The 21,841-nt window shown below is 65.9% G+C and carries 16 protein-coding genes and 1 riboswitch; of the genes, 6 read left to right on the top strand and 10 right to left on the bottom strand.

Annotated elements, in window-relative coordinates:
• Nucleotides 1–87: 87 nt before the first annotated feature.
• The 7 genes from ACQY4T_RS03330 to ACQY4T_RS03300 form a co-directional block, all read right to left on the bottom strand.
• Nucleotides 88–1,407 (bottom strand): multicopper oxidase family protein, encoded by a 1,320-nt coding sequence (locus ACQY4T_RS03330; RefSeq protein ID WP_428537633.1) that lies wholly within the window; start codon nt 1,405–1,407, stop codon nt 88–90.
• 96 nt (nt 1,408–1,503) lie between these two features.
• The gene (locus ACQY4T_RS03325) at nt 1,504–2,145 is read right to left on the bottom strand and encodes a hypothetical protein (protein ID WP_428537630.1); all 642 of its coding nucleotides are present in this window, start codon (nt 2,143–2,145) and stop codon (nt 1,504–1,506) included.
• 307 nt (nt 2,146–2,452) lie between these two features.
• Nucleotides 2,453–2,911, bottom strand: a complete 459-nt coding sequence (locus ACQY4T_RS03320; RefSeq protein WP_428537627.1) for a hypothetical protein — start codon at nt 2,909–2,911, stop codon at nt 2,453–2,455.
• A 106-nt stretch (nt 2,912–3,017) separates the two neighbouring features.
• Nucleotides 3,018–4,127, bottom strand: a complete 1,110-nt coding sequence (gene queA / locus ACQY4T_RS03315) for a tRNA preQ1(34) S-adenosylmethionine ribosyltransferase-isomerase QueA (protein ID WP_428537624.1) — start codon at nt 4,125–4,127, stop codon at nt 3,018–3,020.
• Between the two features lie 196 nt (nt 4,128–4,323).
• Nucleotides 4,324–4,740 carry a VOC family protein gene (locus ACQY4T_RS03310; RefSeq protein ID WP_428537621.1) on the bottom strand — a complete coding sequence of 139 codons (417 nt, stop codon included), beginning with the start codon at nt 4,738–4,740 and terminating at the stop codon, nt 4,324–4,326.
• A complete protein-coding gene (locus tag ACQY4T_RS03305) occupies nt 4,740–6,371 on the bottom strand; it encodes a fumarate hydratase (RefSeq protein ID WP_428542684.1) in 1,632 nt (543 codons plus the stop codon). Before ACQY4T_RS03305 ends, ACQY4T_RS03310 begins: the two co-directional genes overlap by 1 nt.
• Nucleotides 6,372–6,535: 164 nt before the next feature.
• Nucleotides 6,536–7,090: an SspB family protein gene (locus ACQY4T_RS03300; RefSeq protein WP_428537618.1), complete on the bottom strand. Its 555-nt coding sequence runs from the start codon at nt 7,088–7,090 to the stop codon at nt 6,536–6,538.
• Nucleotides 7,091–7,475: 385 nt separating this feature from the next.
• Here ACQY4T_RS03300 and mutL point away from each other — a divergent pair, with 385 nt between their 5' ends.
• A complete protein-coding gene (mutL, locus tag ACQY4T_RS03295) occupies nt 7,476–9,488 on the top strand; it encodes a DNA mismatch repair endonuclease MutL (RefSeq protein ID WP_428537615.1) in 2,013 nt (670 codons plus the stop codon).
• 499 nt (nt 9,489–9,987) lie between these two features.
• Nucleotides 9,988–11,100: an OmpA family protein gene (locus ACQY4T_RS03290; RefSeq protein ID WP_428537612.1), complete on the top strand. Its 1,113-nt coding sequence runs from the start codon at nt 9,988–9,990 to the stop codon at nt 11,098–11,100.
• Between the two features lie 146 nt (nt 11,101–11,246).
• On the opposite strand, the gene ACQY4T_RS03285 is transcribed toward ACQY4T_RS03290, so the two are convergent.
• A complete protein-coding gene (locus ACQY4T_RS03285) occupies nt 11,247–12,671 on the bottom strand; it encodes a BLUF domain-containing protein (RefSeq protein ID WP_428537609.1) in 1,425 nt (474 codons plus the stop codon).
• 70 nt (nt 12,672–12,741) lie between these two features.
• Nucleotides 12,742–12,928: riboswitch (cobalamin riboswitch) on the bottom strand.
• Nucleotides 12,929–13,174: 246 nt separating this feature from the next.
• On the opposite strand from ACQY4T_RS03285, the gene ACQY4T_RS03280 reads away from it, so the two are divergent.
• Entirely contained in the window at nt 13,175–13,633 is a 459-nt protein-coding gene (locus ACQY4T_RS03280) for a PRC-barrel domain-containing protein (protein ID WP_428537606.1), read from the top strand.
• A 52-nt stretch (nt 13,634–13,685) separates the two neighbouring features.
• On the opposite strand, the gene ACQY4T_RS03275 is transcribed toward ACQY4T_RS03280, so the two are convergent.
• Both ACQY4T_RS03275 and thyX read right to left on the bottom strand, forming a co-directional pair.
• Nucleotides 13,686–15,521 carry a potassium transporter Kup gene (locus ACQY4T_RS03275; protein WP_428542681.1) on the bottom strand — a complete coding sequence of 612 codons (1,836 nt, stop codon included), beginning with the start codon at nt 15,519–15,521 and terminating at the stop codon, nt 13,686–13,688.
• Between the two features lie 217 nt (nt 15,522–15,738).
• On the bottom strand, nt 15,739–16,671 hold the full coding sequence (thyX, locus tag ACQY4T_RS03270) for an FAD-dependent thymidylate synthase (protein ID WP_428537603.1): 933 nt from the start codon (nt 16,669–16,671) through the stop codon (nt 15,739–15,741).
• A gap of 241 nt (nt 16,672–16,912) precedes the next feature.
• Here thyX and ACQY4T_RS03265 point away from each other — a divergent pair, with 241 nt between their 5' ends.
• The 3 genes from ACQY4T_RS03265 (at nt 16,913) to ACQY4T_RS03255 (ending at nt 21,836) form a co-directional block, all read left to right on the top strand.
• A complete protein-coding gene (locus ACQY4T_RS03265; RefSeq protein ID WP_428537600.1) occupies nt 16,913–18,409 on the top strand; it encodes a circularly permuted type 2 ATP-grasp protein in 1,497 nt (498 codons plus the stop codon).
• Nucleotides 18,410–18,425: 16 nt separating this feature from the next.
• Nucleotides 18,426–19,391 carry an alpha-E domain-containing protein gene (locus ACQY4T_RS03260; RefSeq protein WP_428537597.1) on the top strand — a complete coding sequence of 322 codons (966 nt, stop codon included), beginning with the start codon at nt 18,426–18,428 and terminating at the stop codon, nt 19,389–19,391.
• Between the two features lie 114 nt (nt 19,392–19,505).
• Entirely contained in the window at nt 19,506–21,836 is a 2,331-nt protein-coding gene (locus ACQY4T_RS03255) for a xanthine dehydrogenase family protein molybdopterin-binding subunit (protein ID WP_428537594.1), read from the top strand.
• The last annotated feature ends 5 nt before the right edge of the window (nt 21,837–21,841 follow it).

Genomic DNA, 21,841 nt, shown 5'->3' with positions numbered 1-21,841 from the left:
AGCTTAGAGCGAGTTCCGTCGGCCTGGAAACTCCGACGGCGGGGGCGGTGGATTAAGCGCTGGGAACGTTGTGCTGCGCGGTGGTCGCTAGTCCTCGACGACGCGGATTTTCTGCATCATCCCGTTGTCCTCGTGCTCCAGCACATGGCAGTGGAAAACGAACTCGCCGATTTGCGCGCGGGTAAAGGTCAGGCGGATTTTGGTCTGCCCGGGCGCACCGGGAAAGCCATCGTTGTCGACGGCCGGCGGCACGTTGACGGTATCCAGCAATGGGGCGTCGAGCGGATCGAGGCTGCCCGCGGTAACGTCGCGGAAATGGATCTGGTGGATGTGGAAAGCGTGGTACTCCAGGGAATAATTCTGGATGGTCCATTGCTCGGTAACGCTCTCGGCGCCATGCAGATGTACAACCACGTCGGGACGCGTCGTACGCATATCGAATGGTCTGATGACCGGGCGCAGTGCCGGAGCATCGCTTGACTCCATCTGATTGAGGAAGAAGTCGGTCGCGTCCGGATCGAACTGGCCGGGCTGCGGCGCGGGACCATCCCAGGTCGATTGCGCAACGGTGAAGCTGCGTGGGTACTCGGTGAACGCCAGCCGCCGCTGTATCGTCGGTGTCTGATCGAGAATATGGGTATAGTACTGATCGGGGTCGGCCGGGGCCAGTGCGGCATCCGACGCGGTGGCACTCACCGGCGTTCCGGCCGCGACGACCCGCAACAGCCGGCGCGCCGGGTCGCCATCGCCGGTGCAGCCGACCGAAACCCGGCCGCTGTCAAGATACAGCGTCGCACCGGTCGGCGGGGCGTGCACGACGATCTCCAGCCGGTAGGCTGGGTCCAGCAATACCGGCTTGCTTGTCGTGTCGATCGTCTGGACCGAAGGAGAGCCGGTGTCGTCAGCCACCGGCACGCCGTCCCGCGCCAAGACCTGCAGCGGCAGCGTGGTGGTCACGCCATTCTGCAGCATGACCAGACGAGGCCGGATTGCGGTGTCGGCGGATGCATTGAGGATGCGCCAGACCTCGGTCTGCCCTGGCCGCATGGTCTTGGTCAGCACCACATCATCAGGCGGCAACGAGCCATCGGGCATCTCCGGAACGGGGGCGCCATTCAAGGTGAGTGTGGTGACCTGCGGCCCACCGAACGCGGTATCGTCGGGATCGCAGGTCACCTCATTGGCTTGATCGATCCTTGGGTCTGCCGCGGCTATCATCCTTGGGTGCCGTGCCGCGTGGTTCAAGGTCGTGGTGTGGGATGGCATCGGCTGCGAGGGCGTGTCCGCCCCCTCGGGCTGCATGATCGGCACGTCGTGGATCACCAGCACGTCGTCATCGACCCCCATCGCGGCCCGGCGGGCATCGTCGGGTCCCTCGACAACGATGGCGCCGACCAGACCCAGCATGGACGCGGCCTCGGCCTGGCCGTGCCGATGGGTGTGATACCAATAAAGTCCTTCAGGATGATCGGCCGGTATATCGTAGCTGTAGGTCAGTTCATTCTAGGCCGCTTGGCAGGGCAACGGCCGCACCACCGGCGCGTCCCAATTCGCCGGATAGATGACGCTGCGGATCACCTCGTCGTGGCACGGCCGTGGCGAGACGATCAGGCCGTGGACATGCAGATTGGTCGTGCCGTCAGCCAGATGCGGAACGTTGGTCTGGATCGGGTAGAAGTCTTGGTCCGGACCCGGTTGTGCCTCGAATCCCTGCTCTGGCTCATCGCAGGCGCCGCCGTCGACGAAGGTCTGCAGCAGGCAGTTCCGGGTGTTGCCGGGTCCGGTGTTACGCAGCGTATTGGTCAGCCTGACGGTCAGCCTGTGGCCTCGCTGGATGCGGATGACAGGTGCTTCCGGAACACCGTTATAGACATAACAGAGCGACGAGTTTGCGGTGTCGCTGGCGACCGACAGATCAACCGACAGATCGCCGTCGGCGCTGGCTTGCTGCAGGCGATGAAACCCGGTTGGCGCTGCCGCGCAGGGTACGGTCGGCGTATCGTTCGTCAAGGCAGGATAGCGGTAGGCGGCCGGCTGATACAGCTCTTCCTGGGGCGCGTGGCCGCATATCGTGGCCCAGATCCAGGGTGCCCGGTCGATCGCATCGGAGTTTGGCGGCGACAACATGATGGCGGCTGTGGTCACACCCGTCATGGTTCTGAGAATGCGCACAGTGGTTCCCCCGAATTCCCGCGACATCACAGTATCTCATCGGAACGAATTTTCGCTTGTTCCAATAATCCTTGCGGTCGCATTCTATCGGACGGAGCGTGACAGCAGGTTGAATTATGCAAGACATGCTTGCAACACGCGAAGACCCGCTGGTCGGGGTTCTATTCTTGGCAGATGCTTTATTGCCATGCCGCGACCCGCGGAATGGGGTCGTGCGTGGGAGGCGTTCGGCCGCTGCGCCCAGGGGCCTGCATTCGCCGGCTTCCGCCGGTCGCCGAGATCAGCCGTGTGCCGATGCGGCGTGGTGCTTGCCTGGCAGGCAGCCCGGTAGCAGTGGCAGGGCCTGCGCCAGGGCATCAGGCATCGGCACGTTTGGCCGGGTGCCGTTGGCCGACCGCTGCAGCCAGGAGATTATGCTGATATCGGGCAGCCCCTCGCTGTAAATATACAGCCGGCCGGTGTCGTCATACTGCTTGCAGGACTGGCCGCGGAGGCCGAACGGCCGCTCCATGCCGACGGTCGGATCAATCGCCTGGTTGGGTTGCGCGCGGATGCCAGGCTGCAGCATCGCGGCGAAGATGATCGCCAGGGCGATCCGCTTGATCAGTTGAGCGCCTGACATGGATGCGGTGGTGGCAGATGGCCCGAAGTCGGCGATGCCGCGCACCATGCGGCGGTTTTGCCAAACCCTGACCGTGGTGACGGGTGGGGCGAGCGGCGCGCTTGCGGTTGTCTTCAACTGTGGGTTCCTTCGAACGCGCCGGAGACCGGCCGGCAGGGCGGCGAAGGACGTTTCCATCAGGCAGGGAATAGCGGATTGCCCCCCACCGATGTCAAGCGAATCGTTACGGCATCGGTGGAATCGTCTGGAACCGCTCAAGCAAGCATGCGTCGCCATAGGAATGGAACCGATATCCGGTCGCCGCCGCGTGGGCATAGGCGGCCAGGATCCGTTGCCGCCCGGCGAACGCCGCGACTAGCATCAGCAGCGTCGAGCGCGGCAAATGAAAATTGGTCAGCAGCCGATCCACCGTCTTGAACCGGTAGCCCGGCAGGATGAACAGTTCGGTGTCGCCGCGAAACGGCGTGACCAAGCCGTCGGCAGTCGCCGCGCTTTCCAGCAGACGCAAGCTGGTGGTGCCAACGGCGACGACGCGCCCCCCGGCCGCCCGCCCCTGGTTGATCGCCGCCGCGGCGGCGGCGCTGATCTCGCCGCGCTCGGCGTGCATGCGGTGATCGGCAACCCGCTCCGCGCGCACCGGCAGGAAGCTGCCGATGCCGACGTGCAGCGTCAGCGTGACCCGGCGCACCCCGGCGGTATCGAGCGCCGCCAGCAGGCCCGGGGTGAAATGCAGCCCGGCGGTTGGCGCCGCCACCGCGCCGGGATGGCGGGCGAACACCGTCTGGTAGTCGCTCGCATCGGCCGCGGTGGGGCCATGCGGGCGATGGATATAGGGCGGCAAGGCGAGCGCGCCGGCGCGGGCGAACGCTGCCATCAGCGCCTCGCCGTCGCGGCTGAAGGCCAGCACCAGGCTGCCGTCGGCGGCCTTGTCGATGACCAGGGCGGTCAGCCCGTCGGCCGCCTGGATCGCCAGGGTATCACCGAGACTGAGCCGTCGGGCGTTGCGGGCAAGCGCGTGCCAGGCCCCGTCCGGACGCGGCCGGTCCAATGTGAGGCCGACCCGTGCCGCGCCTCGGCTGGCCTGCAACCGCGCGGGAAACACCCTTGTGTCGTTGGCCACCAGGATATCGCCGCGGCGCAGCAGGCCGGGCAGGTCGCGGATCGTGCAGTCGGTCAAGCGGTCGCGGCCGACCTGCAGCAGCCTCGCGGAATCGCGCGGGCGCGCGGGTTGCTGGGCGATGGACGCAGCTGGCAGGGGGTAGTCGAAATCGGCCAGGGAAAGCTCGGCCGCGCTCGGTTCGCCCCCTCGTCCGGTGGCGGCCTGATCCGTCATGGCCGGTTCGGGTGCTGTCTGATGGGCTGGTGCCGCGCCTATTGCGGCCCGGACGCTACCCCGCGCCGTGGTCATCGAACCGGATCACGAGAAGATCGGCCGATGCGGGCGGCTGACGCGGGTCGCGCGCGGCGGCCGATCGAACGCGAAGCAAGGCTTGCCGAGTCATCGACGCGGGATCGGTCGAGTGCATCGCTCACAGCGGCTGGTAGGAGGCGATTTCGACCAGGTTGCCGTCGGGATCGCGGCAATACACCGAGAGAATGGGACCCAGCGCGCCGGCTTTCTCCACCGGGCCCTGCAATACCTGCACGCCGTTGTCGTGCAGGTGGCCGATCACCTCGTCCGGCGGTATCGCGGTGATGAAGCACAGGTCGCCGGCGCCGGGGTCGGCGTTCACCCCGGTCGGCCAGGACCCGACATTGGCATCGATCGGGCGCAGGTTGATCTTCTGGCCGCCGAATTTCAGCGCGGTCCGGTTCTGGGCGGTGCGGTGCTGTGTGCCGAAATCCTCGCGCTCCATGCCCAACACGCGCTGATACCAGGCGGCGCTGAGCTCGACGCTGGCGACGTTCAATACCAGGTGGTCGATGCGGTCGATGGTGAAGCGCATCAGCCAAGCCCGTCGTAAAAGTCGTTGCCCTTGTCGTCGATGATGATGAAGGCCGGGAAGTCCTCGACCTCGATGCGCCAGACCGCTTCCATGCCGAGTTCGGGGAACTCCAGCACGTCGACGCGACGGATGCAGTCCTGCGCCAGCCGCGCCGCGGCGCCGCCGACGCTGCCCAGGTAGAAGCCGCCATAGGTGCGACAGGCTTGCCTGACGGCGTTCGATCGATTGCCCTTGGCCAGCATCACCAGCGAGCCGCCGGCGGCCTGGAACGCCGCGACGTAGCTGTCCATCCGGCCGGCGGTGGTCGGGCCGAAACTGCCGGTGGCCATGCCATCGGGGGTCTTCGCCGGGCCGGCGTAGTAGACTGGGTGCTGCTTCAGGTAGTCGGGCAACGGCTGGCCATTGTCCAGGCGCTGGGCCAGCCGGGCATGGGCGATGTCGCGCGCCACCACCAAGGTGCCGGTCAACGACAGCCGGGTCTTCACCGGATGACGGCTCAGTTCGGCGCGGATCTCGGCCATCGGCCGGTCGAGGTCGATCGCAATCGCGGTGTCGGCCGCGTCGCCGCTCTGACGGGTGCTCATCTCCCCCGCCGGAAGATCCGGCAGGTAGCGTGCCGGATCGGTTTCGAGCTGCTCTAGGAACACCCCGTCCGCGGTGATCTTGGCCTTGATCTGGCGGTCGGCGCTGCACGACACGCCGATGCCGACCGGCAGTGACGCGCCGTGCCGCGGCAACCGCACCACGCGCACGTCGTGACAAAAGTATTTGCCGCCGAACTGCGCGCCGATCCCCAGATCGCGCGAGATCCGCAGCACAAGCTGTTCGAGCCCAAGGTCGCGGAACGCATGGCCGCTGGCGTCGCCGCTGGTCGGCAGTGCATCCAGCCACTTGGTCGAGGCCAGCTTGACCGTCTTCAGTGTCAGCTCGGCCGAGGTGCCGCCGATGACGATGGCCAGGTGGTATGGCGGGCAGGCCGAGGTGCCGAGCGTCTTCAGCTTGGTCTCGAGGAATTTGGCCAGGCCATCCGGGGTCAGGATGGCGCGGGTCTCCTGGAACAGGAACGTCTTGTTGGCCGACCCGCCGCCTTTGGCGACGAACATCAAATGGAATTCGTCGGCGTGGTCCTCGCCGGGCGCGGCCATGATGTCGAACTGCACCGGCAGGTTGTTACCGGTGTTGACCTCCTGGAACATCGACAGCGGCGCCATCTGCGAATAGCGCAGATTGGTCTCGGTGTAGGTGCGGTGCACGCCCCAGGACAGCGCCTCTTCCTCGTCGCCGTCGACCCAGACGCGCTGACCCTTCTTGCCGAACACGATGGCGGTGCCGGTGTCCTGGCACATCGGCAGCACACCGCCGGCGGCGATGTTGGCGTTCTTCAACAGATCGAGGGCAACGAAGCGGTCGTTGGCGGAGGCCTCGGGGTCGTCGAGGATGGCGCGCAGCGAAGCCAGATGCGCCGGACGCAGCAGGTGAGAGACGTCGTGAAACGCGGCCAGGGCCAGTTCGCTCAGCACCTCCGGCGCGATCCGCAGCAAGTTCTTGCCCTCGATGCTGAGGCTGCGCACGCCGTCGATCGGCAGCCGGCGCCACGGCGTGGTATCGGCGGCCAGCGGGAACATCGGCATGTAACGAAAACCAGCCGGGCGAGCGTCCGTCCCAGAGCGAGACTCTCGGGCGGAGCGAGCCTCCGAGGTGGCGTCAGCGGCGCCGGCGGGGCGCGATGCGGCGGGCCGCTGGATCAGGGAAGCCACGTTGATCTCCTTTCAGCCGCCGCGGTCGGCGGCGGCGCTCAATCCTGCGGTGAGCGGCGGCGGAAGGCGTCCAGGCTGACCACCTGAGCCGGTTCGCTCCCCTTGGCCGCGGCGTCGCCGGGTGCGGTGCCCGGGTCCTCGCCACTTGGCGCTTCGCCACCCTCGGGTTGGCTATCCGGCGACGCTGTTCGCGGGACGGTCATGGCCGGGTCCGCCGGCTGGAAGCGCAGGCCGTAGCGGATATGCGGGTCGGCGAATTCGACCACCGCGTCGAGCGGGATAACCAGCCGGGACGGCACGCCGCCGAAGGACAGACCGACCCCGATCGTCTGGGTCGCGCGGTTGAACGTCAGGTCCCAGAACTGGTGCTGCAGCACGATGGTCATTTCATTGGGGTATTGCGCGGCGACCCGCGGGGGGATCTGCACGCCGGGATGATCGGTGCGGAAGGTGAGGTAGAAATGATGCCCGCCGGGCAGGCCGGCGGCCGCCACGTGTTCGATCGCCTGCGCCACGACGTGGCGCAGCGCCTGGGCGATCCATGTCTCATAGGGCAGCAGACTGTCCGGCCGCTGCTGCTGATCGTCTTCCATCAGTGCCCTCGCGCCTGTGGTGCCCACCCATAGCGCGTCCGGGCAGGGCGGCAAAGAGGGTTCCGCCAGGCATGCCGGGCGGCCACCGCGGCGACCGGCAATGCCGCTCCGGATGAGGCCGCACCGAGCCATGATCCCCCCTAGTCATGCCCCCCTGGTCATGCCCCCTGGCAATCCCCGCTCTGCAACGTTGCCGTGGCAATGCTGTGATCTGGCGGCTGCCGTTAGCGCTGGACAGCAGCCCTACGCGGCGCCAAATAAATTTGCCGCCTTCGGTGTCGCCGCTCGGCGGCGGCCAGGGAGTTCCCGCCGCAAGTTCCGGATGGGACGGGCTCCGGGGAGTGGTCAAAGCAGCGCCGGCGGCGCGTGCAGGAGACGCCTGAGCATGACGCTGTCGCGGATCCGGCTGTTGCCCGAGACCACGGTCAATCGCATCGCCGCCGGCGAGGTGATCGAGCGGCCGGCCGCCGCCGCCAAGGAATTGGTGGAGAACGCGCTGGATGCCGGCGCGACGCGAATCACCGTCTGCCTCGATGGCGGCGGCATCGACCGGCTGGAGGTTACCGACAACGGTATCGGCATGTCGGCGACGGAACTCGGCCTGTGCGTGCGCCGCCACGCCACCTCGAAGCTGACCGATGAGACGTTGCTGCGGATCACCACGCTGGGCTTTCGCGGCGAGGCGCTGCCGGCGATCGGCGCGGCGGCGCGGCTGCGGATCACCTCGCGGCCACGCTCGCGGTCGAGCCGACAGGGCTGGGAGCAAGGTCGGGCTGCAATCGGTCAGCCAGGCGCCGATCAAGCCGGCCCCGATCAATTCGGCCCCGATCAAGTCGGCCTCGATCAAGCCGGCCCCGATGAATGGGGCGCGGCCCAGGAGGGCGCCGACCCGGCGGCCGCGGACCCAGCGGCAACCGGGTCGGCCGCGGATCATGCCAGCACGATCTCGGTCGAGGGCGGCCGGGTCTCGGCGGTGGCACCGGCCGCCGGCGCGGCGGGCACCCGGGTCGCGGTGCGGGACTTGTTCTTCGCCACTCCGGCGCGGCGCAAGTTCCTCAAATCGGCACGGGTCGAGGCCGAGCACGCCGAGGCGGCGGTGCGCCGGCTGGCGCTGGCGGCGCCGACGGTGGCGTTCCGGCTGGAGCTTGACGGGCGCGTGGCGTTCGAGGCGCCGGCGCAGTCGCGCCTCGAACGGGTGGCGGCGCTGCTTGGGGCGGAGGCAGCGGCAGTGATGCTGGCGCTGGACGAGACCCGCGGTGAGTTGCGGATCCGCGGCTACGTCTGCTCGCCGGCGCTGACCCGGATGACACCGGCGGCGCAGGCGCTGATCGTCAATCACCGCCCGGTGGCCGATCCGGTGCTGCGTACCGCGGTCAAGCTGGCGTATCGCGATGTGATCGCGCCGGGGCGGCATGCCGTGGTGGCGCTCTACCTGGAACTGCCGGCGGAGCAACTGGACGTCAATGTCCACCCGGCGAAGACCGAGTTGCGATTCCGCGACGCCGGCGCGGTGCGCGCGCTGGTGATCGGTTCGGTGCGGCGGGCGCTGGGGATGGCGACCGGATCGGCCCCAGGGATGGCGGGGTCGATGGCGGCGTCGCCGTGGTCCGGCGCTGGCGGGTGGTCCGGTGGCGGCCGGCCGGCGCGGCCGATCTACCCGGCGCCGACGTTGCGCGCCGACGACGGCGGCGGCAGTCCGGCCGAAACCGCCCAGGCCGGTCTTGGCGGTGGTGCCGCCGGGTTGGCCGAGGCTCAATTGGCCTTCGCCGCCGTTCCGGCGGCGCGCCAGATCGCCGCCACCGCGCCGTTGCCCGAGCACCCGCTGGGCGCGCCGGTGGCGCAGGTGCTGGATACCTACGTCATCGCGGTGGCTTCCGACGGCGCACTGGTCTTGGTCGATCAGCACGCCGCGCATGAACGCCTGACGCACGAGGCGATCCGCGCCCAGCTTTTGGACGGTGCGGTGCGCAGCCAGCCGCTGTTGTTGCCGGCGGTGGTCGATCTGGCGCCCGCCGACGTGGCGCGGCTGGCGGGGCGGGCCGCGGAACTGGGGCGACTGGGACTGGAGCTGGAGGCGTTTGGCGCTGGTGCGGTCCTGGTGCGGGCGCTGCCGGCGGTGCTGGGGCCGGCCGAACCGGGGCTGCTGTTGCGTGATCTGGCGGACGAGTTCGCCGCGTTCGACGAACAGACGGCGCTATCGGCGCGGCTCGACGCGGTGATCGCGCGAATGGCCTGCCACGGCAGCATCCGCGCCGGGCGCAAGTTGGGGCCGGCGGAAATGAGTGCGCTGCTGCGGGCCATGGAGGCGACGCCTAGGGCGTCGACTTGCAGTCACGGCCGGCCGACGGTGCTGAAACTGTCGCGGGCGGACCTTGAGAAGCTGTTTGGGCGCCGCTGAGCGCGTGCCTGGTCGGGCTCCCCGGCCGCCATTCCGTGCCGCCGCGGGATCGCGTCGGACCCGGCGCCAGCGAGGCATGCCAGCGCGGAACACCCGGCCCGGGGGGGTGTTCGCCCGATCCGGAGTGCTCATGCTGATTCGCTACCTGCTGTGTTCAGGCGGCCACACCGCCGGCAACACGCTGGATAGACTGACCGTTGGGTCTCCGGCCGTATAACGCTTTGTAATCACGTCTCTGTGCTTTTGCGGCTGTGTCCGCGGCTTTGGCGGCGACGGCGTCAGCGTTCAAGGGCGCGGTCCAGCGTGTCGAACACGACGTCGCGGGACGTCCCCTGCGGCGCCGCCGCGGGGGCGCCGGCATTCGCGCTGATCTGTCATGATAGCGGTCTGAACCTCGCAAGTGACGGATTACCAATTCGGTTGCCAGGACACTGCGCACTCGGTAATGGCTGCCGGCCCGCGGGCACCGAAGTCATCCACCGAGTTCAGGAACTGACGAATGAAATTGAAAAACATACTGCTCGCCACGACGCTGATCGCGGCGCCGCTGAGTTCCCAGGCGCAGACGTTCAACCCACCCCCGGTGACCGGGCCTTATGTCAGCTTCGGCGGCGGCGGTAATTTCCTGCAGAACGAGCACATCGTCGGACCCAACGGCAACACCTCGGACGCCAGCCTGGCCTCGCATTTCGGCGGCGTCGCGGTCGGCGCGCTAGGCTACGGTCTGGGCAACGGACTGCGGCTCGAATTCGAGGGCGACTATCGGCACAACGGGTTTTCCAACGGCAAGAATTTCGGTTATCCGGCGGGCGCCGGCGGAGGCGAGACCAAGTTCGGGCCGATGTTCAACGTGGTCTACGACCTGACCGGACTGATCCCCAGTTTTCCCTATGTGGCACCCTATGCCGGTGTCGGCGTCGGCTATCAATGGACGCGGCTGAACTCATTCCATACCTACAATGACGACACCGGCTTCCCGCGCCAGTCCTCCGATGACAGCCGCGGCGCGCTGGCCTATCAGGCGATCATCGGCGCGGTGATCCCGTTCCGGTTCCTGCCGCAGTTGGCGACCACCATCGAGTATCGGTTTCTCGGCACGGCGGACCGCAGTTTTGACGCCACGGTGCAAACCGCGCCCGGTGTCTCCGACCCGAACGGTCGGGTGAAGCTTGGCAACGACTTCAACCATGCCCTGCTGATCGGCATTCGCTACGATTTCGGCGCGCCGACACCGCCGCCGCCGGCGGCCCCATCGCCGGTGGCGGTGCCGGCCCCGGCCGCCGCCCGGTCCTACCTGGTGTTCTTCGATTGGGACAAGGCGACATTGACCGACCGCGCCCGGGCGATCGTCAAGGAAGCCGCGGATAATTCAACCCGCGTGCAGTATACCAGGATCGAAGTGAACGGTTACACCGATACCTCCGGCACGCCGCGCTACAACCTTGGGCTTTCCGAACGAAGGGCGCGCGCCGTAGCCGGCGAGTTGATCCGAGACGGCGTGCCGCAGAACGCGATCGATGTCCACGGATTGGGTGAGACCCACTTGCTGGTGTCGACCGGACCCGGGGTTCGCGAGCCGCAAAACCGGCGGGTCGAGATCATCGTCCGCTGATCGCCGCGCGGATGGCTCGGCGGTCGGTCATCCGATCGCCGGGCCTTTCGGCTTTGAATACAGCCTAACAGTGTCCGGCTATCGGCCTTATCGCATCATCGCGCGGGTAAACCGTTCCACCCGCGCGTTCATCGGCTGATATTCAGCTAGGCGGGCTGCGGGTAGCTGTGTTGTGTTGCCAACGACTTCGGCGCAGTCGGCGCGCCCTGGATTGTCGGCTGAGCACGATTATTCTCCGCCGTGAGCAGGATGGCTCGTCTGATCTGCAAAGCCGTGGTAATTGCGGTGTCGGCTCCCACGGCGTCGCAATCCGCGCTTTGGTCGGCGAACAGGCGACCGCTGACCACAATAGCGAGGTTCGGGTTGAGAGACGCCGAGCGCGCGGCGGCAATGGTCCTGGAAATCCGCCCTAGCCAGTGTTCGCGGCGCAACGCGGAACTCAGCGAGAGATCCAGCGCATCGAACCAGGTGGCTGCCAGCAGCGCCTGCAGCGCTGCGTCATCGGCAGGATAGCCGAAGCGTGGCGCCCAGCCCGCGTGCCACAGTACTTCCGCATCCAGAACCGCGCCCAAAGTGTGCAGCTCGCCGGGCTGAGTCACCAGCAGCACATCGGGCGCGGACGGCATCGGCCGCGATCGGGGAGGATTGCTGGCACCCAATACCCGGATCGCGGTCTGCAATCGGCAGAGTCCGAAGCCCACGTCGACTTCGCTGCACCGATCTTGGCTGAACAAGTCGCCCAACCTGCGCGCCGCTGGCTCGAACAACCTGGAATAAAGCCGCAAATCTGAGCGCTCGCCGGCCTGGATCTGCTTGATCAGTTGAAGTGCTGCTGCCGGGTCAGATCCGATCAGCAGATGCGCCAGCTGGTCGGCCCGCCCATCAAGCAGTCCTGGTGGCGGTATCCGCGAGCCACCTGCCAGTGCTCGCCTGACCGCCACCCGCGGCATCACTGTTTGCATGATCAGGTTCTGCAGGATCGTCGCCGTCGGTTCATGAGAAGGCGGCGGGGCAAAGCCAGATGCGGCGATGCTGCTGACTGCCAATGCCGGTTTTCGTGGTGCCAGCCTGGCAAGCAACGCTGGTGCGGCATCCGGATCTCGGCGCAGATCGAGAATAAGCCGCCTGGGCGGTTGAACGACGTCGTGCTTCCAAGCGCCGGCACGACCGCCCATCGTCACCAACTGCATGCTCCAGTCGCCGAAACAGCGAGCAGCGATCGGCTGGTTGTGCAGCACGTGAATATCGGTATGGCGAACATCGTTCAAGATCGACCGCATGATCCTGGCCAGGCTTTCACGCGGTCCTTCCAGCCATTGGAAGAAACGCGAACCGTCATACAGCACCAGCCCGGTGATGCATTCGGCACGGTTGCGAGCCTGTGCCGCCTGGGTCAATCGATGCAAATCCAATCCGGATAGCGGACGCACTGCCCGGCTGCGATAAACCATGGTCGCCAAAGCGGCCGTTGCCGTTGAGCCAACACCAGCAGACGCTGTGCTGGCGTTGGGTGTCGAGGCGTGGGTATCCAGCATGGCCGCTCCCCATCGTTTCTTGCCGATCGGGGACACCCGAATGCAGATCTCTGGTCCGCGGCATACGCCACGCCCGGCACGCCTGCATCCGACCGGTGCACCCCGCCCGTGGATTGTTGCTGCGGCAGGTCTCCTGGCTCGCGGGTCAACGCAACCGTCCGGCCTTTTCCGAGGCGCCGTGATGGACAGCCGCTCGCCGCTTACAGTTGCGGGGGCAGCTCCGGCATCGCACCGGCTTCCCTCTTAGCTTCGCGCTGTTCCAAACACGAAGAACCGAAGCGCTAAAACTTTTCCGAGGTTCGCGCTCGCCGTCAAGGGCCATTGACATCGGGTACGTCAACACCTGGGGACAAAGCGGCAAAATCCGTCGATGTGTGACAATCATGTCGGTTCGCGGGAAGACCGTCGCCGGCGCTTTATCTTCGCGCCAGGACGACCTACGGTTCGACGCTAATCCAAATGCCGCCAATGCCTGGCCTGCCCTGCCGGGAGGCCCGGTCCTTTGATCTCGGCAATCCCCTCAAACGCAAGGAGCCGCCATGATCCGCCCGGCCCGTCTCAGTCTTGTCGCCTTGCTCGGCGCGCTTGGATCAGCGCGGGCACAAGCCCCGCCACAGCCGCCAAATGCACAACCCCCGACTGCGCCGGCCGCGACCGCGGCGGCGAACCTGCCGGGTACGCCGAAAAGCGCCGATCTTGTGGTCGCGACAGTAAAGCTGCAGGGCGGCTTGCGTGCCAGCAGGCTGATTGGGTCGGCGGTTTACAACGACCAGAACGAAAAGGTCGGGAGCGTCGACGACCTGATCGTCAAAGAGGGTGACCGGATCGTCATGGCGGTGGTCTCGGTCGGCGGATTTCTGGGGATTGGCAACAAGCTGGTCGCGGTGCCATATCAGCAGTTGCACATCGAGAACAGTCAGGCCGGCACCAAGGTGACAATGCCGGGCGCCAGCAAGGACGCCCTGAACGCCATGCCGACCTTTACCTACAGCGGATAAGTCAGCGCTGGCCGAGGACCGGCCGGCATGGCCGGCAGCCGTGCCGTTGCCATCAGATCGTGATCCGCACCCCCAGCTCCACCACGCGATCGCTGGGGATGCGGAAGAACTCCGTCGCCGGCACCGCGTTGCGCGCCATGACCAGGAACAGCGCGCGGCGCCACCATGACAGTTTCGGTGCCATACCCGGGACCAGCACCTCGCGACCGAGGAAATAGCTCGCCTGGGTGACCCGGACATTGAGCTGATCGGTGAGTTCCTCCAGCGCGCGTGGAATGTTGGGGCTTTCCATGAAGCCGTAGCGCAGGATCACCCGGTGGATGCCGGGCGCCAGTTGCGCCACCTCGGCGCGGCGGCGCGGCGAGACCTCCGGCACATCCTCGTTCTGCACGGTCACGAACAGGACGTTCTCATGCAGCACCTTGTTGTGCTTGAGGTTGTGCAGCAGTGAGGTCGGCACGTAGTCGGGATTGCTGGTCATGAACACCGCCAGGCCGGGGACGCGGATGATCCTGGACTGCGGCAGTCGGGCCAGGAACGGCGCCAAAGGCATGCTGGACTGCTTCCAGCGCGACAACAGCAGGTCGCGGCCTTGCTTCCAGGACGTCATCATCACGGTCAGGCCGATGCCCAGCACCAGCGGCACCCAACCGCCTTCGAAGATCTTCACCGTGTTGGCGCTGAAGAACACGATATCGACCAGGAACAGGCCGCCGAATACCGAAATCGCGGCGGCGCGCGACCAGTGGAACTGGCGACGGAACACCACCATCGCCAGCACCGCGGTACATAGGAACGTTCCGGTGACTGCGATGCCGTAGGCAGAGGCGAGGTTGTCGGACGTCTTGAACGCCAGTACCAACAGCACGACGCCAATCGCCAGCGCGATGTTGACCTGCGGGACGTAGATCTGACCCTCCTCCATATTCGAGGTATGCCGCACCATCATGCGCGGCAGGAAGCCAAGCTGCATGCATTGGCGAGCCACCGAGAACGCACCGGAAATCACCGCCTGGCTGGCGATCACGGTGGCCACGGTCGCCAGCAGCACCATCGGCAGCCGCAGCCAGACCGGGTCGAGCAGAAAGAACGGGTTGGCGATCGCCGCCTGGTCGCGCAGAATCAGTGCACCCTGGCCAAAATAGTTCAGGATCAGGCAGGGCAGCACGAAACCGAGCCAACTGAGCCGGATCGGTCGGGCACCGAAATGCCCCATGTCGGCATACAGCGCCTCCGCCCCGGTGACGCACAACACCACGGCGCCAAGCACGAAGAACGCCATGCCCTTGTACTGGATGCATAGCGCCACCGCGTAGCTGGGCGAGATCGCGAGCAGAATGAATGGATGGGGAATGATCTCGCCCAGCCCGGTCAGTCCGATGATGAAGAACCAGACGACCATGACCGGACCGAAGATCCGGCCGACGCGACCGGTGCCGGTGTATTGCACCGCGAACAGCGCGACGATCACCGCGATGCTGATCGGCAGCACGTAGAATTTCAATGCCGGGGCGGAGACTTCCAGGCCCTCGACCGCCGACAGCACCGAGATCGCCGGTGTGATCACGCCGTCGCCGAAGAACAGGCAGGCGCCGGCGATGCCGATCAGCGCGATCGCGTTCTTGACGCTGCTGCCGACCGAGACCCGCTGCGCCAGCGCCATCAGCGCCAGGATGCCGCCTTCGCCGCGGTTGTCGGCGCGCATTACCAGGAAGACGTATTTTACCGTGACGATGACGATCAGCGACCAGAAGATCAGCGACAGTACGCCCATGACCTCGACGGCGGTGGTCCGGGCCGGCTCGAACAACTGCAGGCTGGCCTTGAAGGCGTAAAGCGGGCTGGTGCCGATATCGCCATAGACGACGCCCAATACCGCCATCAGCATGCCGAGGCTTGGCTTGGTAGAGCCGCGTATGTCGGGCTCATGATCGTGGCTCAAACGGTTGACCTCATGATGCTCGGCAGGATGTTCGGTCCAGGCGATGACTTGATTGGCGGCTCGCTGTTGGTCCACTGGTCGCGCGGTGTGCCCTACTGTGACGGTTTGGTCGCGGCACGCAAGCTTGCGGCATGGGCAAGGGGAGTGGCTGGTGGTGTGAAGCTCAGGGCAGCATCTGCTGGCTGAACTCGGCCCACTCCCGACGGTTGAGCCCGCTGGTGTCCTGGGTGACGACCTCACCGGCCAGCATCCGTTTCAACACGACGACCATCTGCGCCGACAAGGTGATCGCGCCCAGCCGGTAGTCGCGGAATGCGGCGGCGGCGATTGGTACCCAGGCCTCGGTCATCCGCAGCATTGCGTTGGCGTAGACGCGGATCTCGTATTGGGCGTGCGCGTCGCCGCGCAGCGACAGGAAGTGGAACAGGTTGTGCAGGTTGGTTTTCCAGTACCACTGCGTATAGGTGTTCAGCGTCAGGTTCATCCGGGCAAGCTCGCGCGCCAGGCCGCGGCGGCCGGGATCGGCGGCCTCGCCCTCGTTCAGCATCGCGGCGTAATTGGCATACGTGCGTTCGGCGTCGTTGCGCAGCATGCTGAGCACCTCGGCGGCCTCCTCGCCCGCCAGCACCTCGCCGCGGCCTTGGCGGTTGGCGGTGGACTGGGCGGCGAGTTGTTCGTGGGCGGGTAGGTAGAACTCCTTGTCGAGGATCGAATAGCGGGCGGAGTATTCGTTGACGCTGGCGGTGCGGTGACGGATCCACTGCCGGGCGACGAAGATCGGCAATTTGACATGGAACTTGATCTCGCACATCTCGAACGGCGTGGTGTGCCGGTGGCGCATCAGATAGCGGATCAGACCGGCATCCTCTTGCACTCGCTTGGTTCCGCGGCCGTAGGAGACGCGGGCCGCCTGCACGATGGCGGTGTCGTCGCCCATGTAGTCGATGACTCGTATCAAACCATGGTCGAGCACCGGGACGGCGTGGAACAGCATGGCTTCCAAAGCCGGGACAGTGGGGCGGAGGGTGGACGCGGTCCGGCTTCTGGCATCGGCGATTTCCGCCGCCTGCTGCTGGGTGTGTAACTCGTCAACCAAGGCGATCTCCCCCGATCAGTGTCGGGTGCATACAAGGGCAGACGCGGCGGATAAAGTATTTCCATCGCCTCGGCACCGGGCGTCGACGCGGCGGGTGTCGGCCGCCGGATCGGATCGCCGGCCGAAAAAGCCGGCTTGAGGCGGCTACGGCATCGCTGAACCAGGGCTCGCCAGCGGCGGGAAACCCCTTCCCCCCGGTCCGGTTTGCTCTATCATCCCGCATTGCAAAACGGAGACGCGGATGCAGCCGGGCGATGCCAGCCAGACTCAGGTCCACAGTCAGTTGCAAGCCCAATTGCAGCCGCATGGCACGATGCAGGGCTACGACCCGGCCGCGTTCTTCTGCGAAATGCTGCGCTCCGGCCAGCCGCAGCACCCGACCCTGACCTTGTTGCTGTCGCGGCTGTCGGCGCTGCCGATCGACAGCCTGCGCCGGCGCTCGGCCGCGGCGGAGCGGGATCTGCTGGAACGCGGCATCACCTTTACGGTGTATTCCGATGCCACCGCGATCGACCGCATCCTGCCGTTCGACCTGATTCCGCGCGTCATCACGCCGACCGAGTGGAAGCAGATAGAAACCGGCGTGGTGCAGCGTGTGCGGGCGCTGAACATGTTCCTGCATGACGTCTACCACGATCGAAAAATCCTCGCCGACAAGATAGTCCCGGCGGAACTGGTGCTGAACAACGCCGGCTACTGCCAAGCGATGGTCGGCTTCGACGTGCCGTTCAACACCTATGTCCATGTCTGTGGCATCGACATCGTGCGCGACGAGACCGGCGCGTTTCGGGTGCTGGAGGATAACGCCCGGACGCCGTCAGGTGTCGCCTACGTCGTCGAGAACCGTCACATGAGCCTAAGGGTGATGTCGGACCTGATGACCAACCTTCGGGTGCGCGGCGTCGACGAGTACGGCCTGCGGCTGCACAACGCGATGGCGGAAATCGCACCGCCGGGCGTGGATGACCCGCAGGTCGTGGTGCTGTCGCCCGGCATCTTCAACGCGGCGTATTTCGAGCATGTTTTCCTGGCGCGCGAGATGGGTGTGCCACTGGTGGAAGGCCGCGACCTGTGCGTCGATGGCGGCAAGGTGTGGATGCGCACGACCTGTGGGCTGGCGCAGGTGCACACGATCTACCGGCGGATCAACGATGATTTCCTTGATCCCGACGCGTTTGATCCCGGCAGTACGCTCGGAGTCCGCGGGTTGATCGAGGCGTGGCGGCGAGGCGCGGTGGCGATCGCCAACGCGGTGGGCACCGGGGTGGCGGACGACAAGGCGATCTATGCCTACATGCCGCGTATCATCCGGTATTACCTGTCGGAAGAGGCGATCCTGCCGAATGTCGAAACGCGGATCTGTTGCGAACCGGACGCTCTGGCTTACACGCTGGACCATCTGCATGAACTGGTGGTCAAGCCGGTCGCTGAGTCGGGTGGCTATGGCCTGCTGGTCGGGCCGCATGCATCGCAAGCGGAGCTTGAGAAGTTTCGCTCACTGCTGAAGGCCGAACCGTCGAACTACATCAGCCAGCCGACGCTGAAATTGTCGGTTTCGCCGACATTGTGCGACGAGGGCGTGCGGCCGCGCCATATCGACTTGCGGCCGTTCGCGGTGACTGGAAAGGACACCTGGGTGCTGCCCGGAGGACTGACGCGGGTCGCGCTGCGCGCCGGATCCCTGGTAGTGAACTCATCGCAAGGCGGAGGTTCAAAAGACACCTGGGTCCTGGCTTGAGCGCGGAACCGATCTAATGGCTCTTATTGCGCAGCCGCACAAAGTCCATCTGATCGCTCGGCACGCCGAAAGCACGTTGTGGCTTGCCCGCTATATGGAGCGGATCGAGAACATGGCGCGGATCCTCGATGTGGCGAACACCTTTGCGCGCGATGCCGACGATACCCGCAATTGGCTGTCGATCCCGCGAATCAACGGCGACCTGACCGAATTCTACAAGAAGCACACCGAGGCGACGCAGCGCAGCGTCGGCGAGTTCTATCTGCTGGATGATGACAATCCGACCTCGGTGCAATGGTTCATCGCCGCGGCGCGGGAAAATGCGCGCACCTTGAGGGCGCTGATCTCAACCGAGATGTGGTTGCAGATCAATGTGTTCCACGAGCGGATCCGGCAGTTGAGCGCCGCCACCATCTCACCCGATCACTTCACCGCTGTATGCAACATGCTCAAGGACGGGGCGCAGTCGCATACCGGGATCACCGAGGGCACGCTGTACCGCGATCAGGCTTGGCACTTCTACATGGTGGGCCGCTATCTTGAGCGGGCGGATCAGACGACCAGGCTGCTGGATACGCGATTCAACGCAGACGCGCCGCGGTCGGATACGGTGGATCCTGATGTTGACGCCGGACAATGGAACGCGCTGCTGCGGGGAGCGGCGGGATATCATGCCTATCGGCGGGAACATCCCGCCGGCTATGACGCGCGTCAGGTCGCCTGCTTTCTGCTAGCCAATACTGCGTTTCCACGCTCGGTGGGATTGAACCTGGCGCAAGCGGAGTGGCATCTGACGCAGTTGCGAGCGCGCTATCTCCTGCGCATGCCGGCGGCATTGGAACGACTGGATCACCTGAACGGGATGATGACATATCAGAACGTCGTCGAGTTGGCCTCGCGCAAGCTGTCGCCGTTCCTGGATTATGTGCAGCGCGAAATCGGCGCGCTGCACGCGGATATCGTGCAGTCGTTCAGCCGTTGACGGCGGGATAGCTCGATCGGCGAGAACCGTGATGGTGCCTCACCCCTTGGCGTTTCGTCGGCGGGGAGTACATGCTGTGCTGGTGATACCAGCCTATGAAAAGGAGCCTCGATCATGGCCACCACGAAGTTCGGACTAGCGCAGCCCGTCCGCCGCGTGGAGGATCCCAGGCTGCTGAAGGGTTCGGGACGCTATACCGACGATATCGTGCTGCCGGGCATGTTGTTCGGCATCGTCTTGCGCAGCCCGCATGCGGCGGCGAAAATCAGTCGGCTGGACACTGCGGTGGCGGCCAAGCTGCCCGGCGTTGCTGGTGTCTTCACCGCCGCCGACCTGGCCGCCGAGGGCGTGGGACCGCTGCCTTGCGCGGCGCCGGTGAACAACCGCGATGGTTCGCCGCAGGCAACCCCGCCGCACCCGGTGTTGGCCGATGGTGTCGTCCGCCATGTCGGCGACCCGGTTGCATTCGTCGTCGCCCAGACCGCGAAGCAGGCGCGCGACGCGGCCGAGGCGATCGAGGTCGATTACGATACGCTGCCGGCACATACTGACTCTGCGACCGCGATGGACAAAGGCGCCACAAGGGTCTGGCCGGACGTCGCACATAACCTCGCCTTCGACTGGGAGATCGGCGACAAGCAGGCGACCGAGGCCGAGTTCGCCAGGGCGGTGCACGTCACCAAAATCGACATCATCAACAACCGGATCGTCGTCAACTCGATCGAGGCGCGGGCGGCGGTGGCGGAGTTCGATGCCGCGTCCGGTCGCTGGACCTTGTATGCGAATACCCAGGGCGGCTGGATGGTGAAGAACTTGATCGGTCCGCTGTTCGGCACCGATCCCGAGAAGTTTCGTGTCATCACCCCCGACGTCGGCGGCGGCTTCGGCATGAAGCTGTTTCTCTACGCCGAGCATGTGTTGACCTGCTTCGCCGCGCGCAAGCTGGGCCGTCCGGTGAAGTGGGCGGCGGAACGTGGTGAGGCATTCCTGTGCGACACTCAGGGCCGCGACAACGTTACGCGGGGCGAATTGGCGGTCGATGCGGACGGCAAGTTCCTTGCCTTGCGGACGCGCAACATCTCCAATATGGGCGCTTACCTGTCGACCTTCGCGCCATTCATCCCGACCTTCGCGGGCACCGGCGTGCTAGCCAGCGTTTACGGCTTCAAGGCAATCTATGCCAACGTGCTGGGCGTGTTCACCAATACCGTGCCGGTCGACGCCTATCGCGGCGCGGGTCGTCCCGAAAGCAACTATCTAGTCGAACGGCTGGTCGATGCCGCGGCTCGGGAGATTGGCATCGACCGGGTGGAATTGCGGCGGCGGAACATGGTGCCCCCGAACGCGATGCCGCACGCGACCCCGGTGGGCAAGAGCTATGACAGCGGCGACTTCCGCAGTGTGCTTGATGCTGCTACGAAACGGATGGATTATGCGGGTTTTGCCGCCAGGCAAACGGCGGCGGTGGCGCGTGGCAAGCGGCGCGGGCTTGGATTGGCATATTACCTGGAGGCCACCGGCGGTGATCCGACCGAACGGGCGGAGATCCGGTTCGCCGAGGATGGGTTCGTCGATGTCTATGTCGGCACCCAGTCCACCGGGCAGGGGCACGAGACGGCTTATGTGCAACTGACCGCCAATAACCTTGGCATCGATGGCGACAAGATTCGCATCCGCCAAGGCGACACCGATATCATTCCGGTCGGCGGGGGCACCGGCGGGGCTCGCAGTCTTTATTCGGAAGGACAGGCGATTCTGCTGACGTCGGAGTCGGTGATCAACAAGGGCAAGCAGGCGGCAGCCGAGGAACTGGAAGCGGCGGTGGCCGATATCGGATTCGCGGATGGTCGGTTCTCGATCGTCGGGACCGATCGGGGCGTGGATATCGTGGCGTTGGCGGCGAGCCAGCGGAAGAAGGCCTCGGCGGGTCAGCCGGCAACCCTGCTGGATGCGGCCGAGGTCGCGCCGATCGATGCGCATACCTTCCCTAACGGCTGCCACATGGCGGAGGTGGAGATCGACCCGGAGACCGGAATGTTGGAACTGGTGCGCTACAGCGTCTGCGACGATTTCGGCAAGACCGTCAATCCGTTGATCGTGCGCGGCCAGGTGGCGGGCGGTGTCGCCCAGGGGTTCGGCCAGGCGGTGCTGGAGCACACTGTTTACGATCCGTCCTCGGGCCAGTTGCTGTCAGGCAGTTTCATGGATTACGCGATGCCGCGGGCCAACGAGTTCCCCGATATCGAGGTGGAGTTGCTGGAGATCCCGTGCGCGTCCAATCCGCTGGGCGTGAAGGGCGCGGGGGAGGCCGGAGCGGTCGGCAGTCCGCCGGCGGTGATCAATGCAATCATCGACGCGTTGAGCGGCGACGGGGTGACGCATATCGACATGCCGGCGACGCCGGAGCGGGTGTGGCGGGCGATGGCGCTGGCGAAGGCGGCTTAATGGGC

The sequence above is a fragment of the Rhodopila sp. genome, from assembly GCF_965277825.1.
Taxonomy (GTDB): domain Bacteria; phylum Pseudomonadota; class Alphaproteobacteria; order Acetobacterales; family Acetobacteraceae; genus Rhodopila.
Note: the sequence above shows the minus strand (reverse complement) of the source record. Positions and strands in the feature narration are given on the sequence as shown.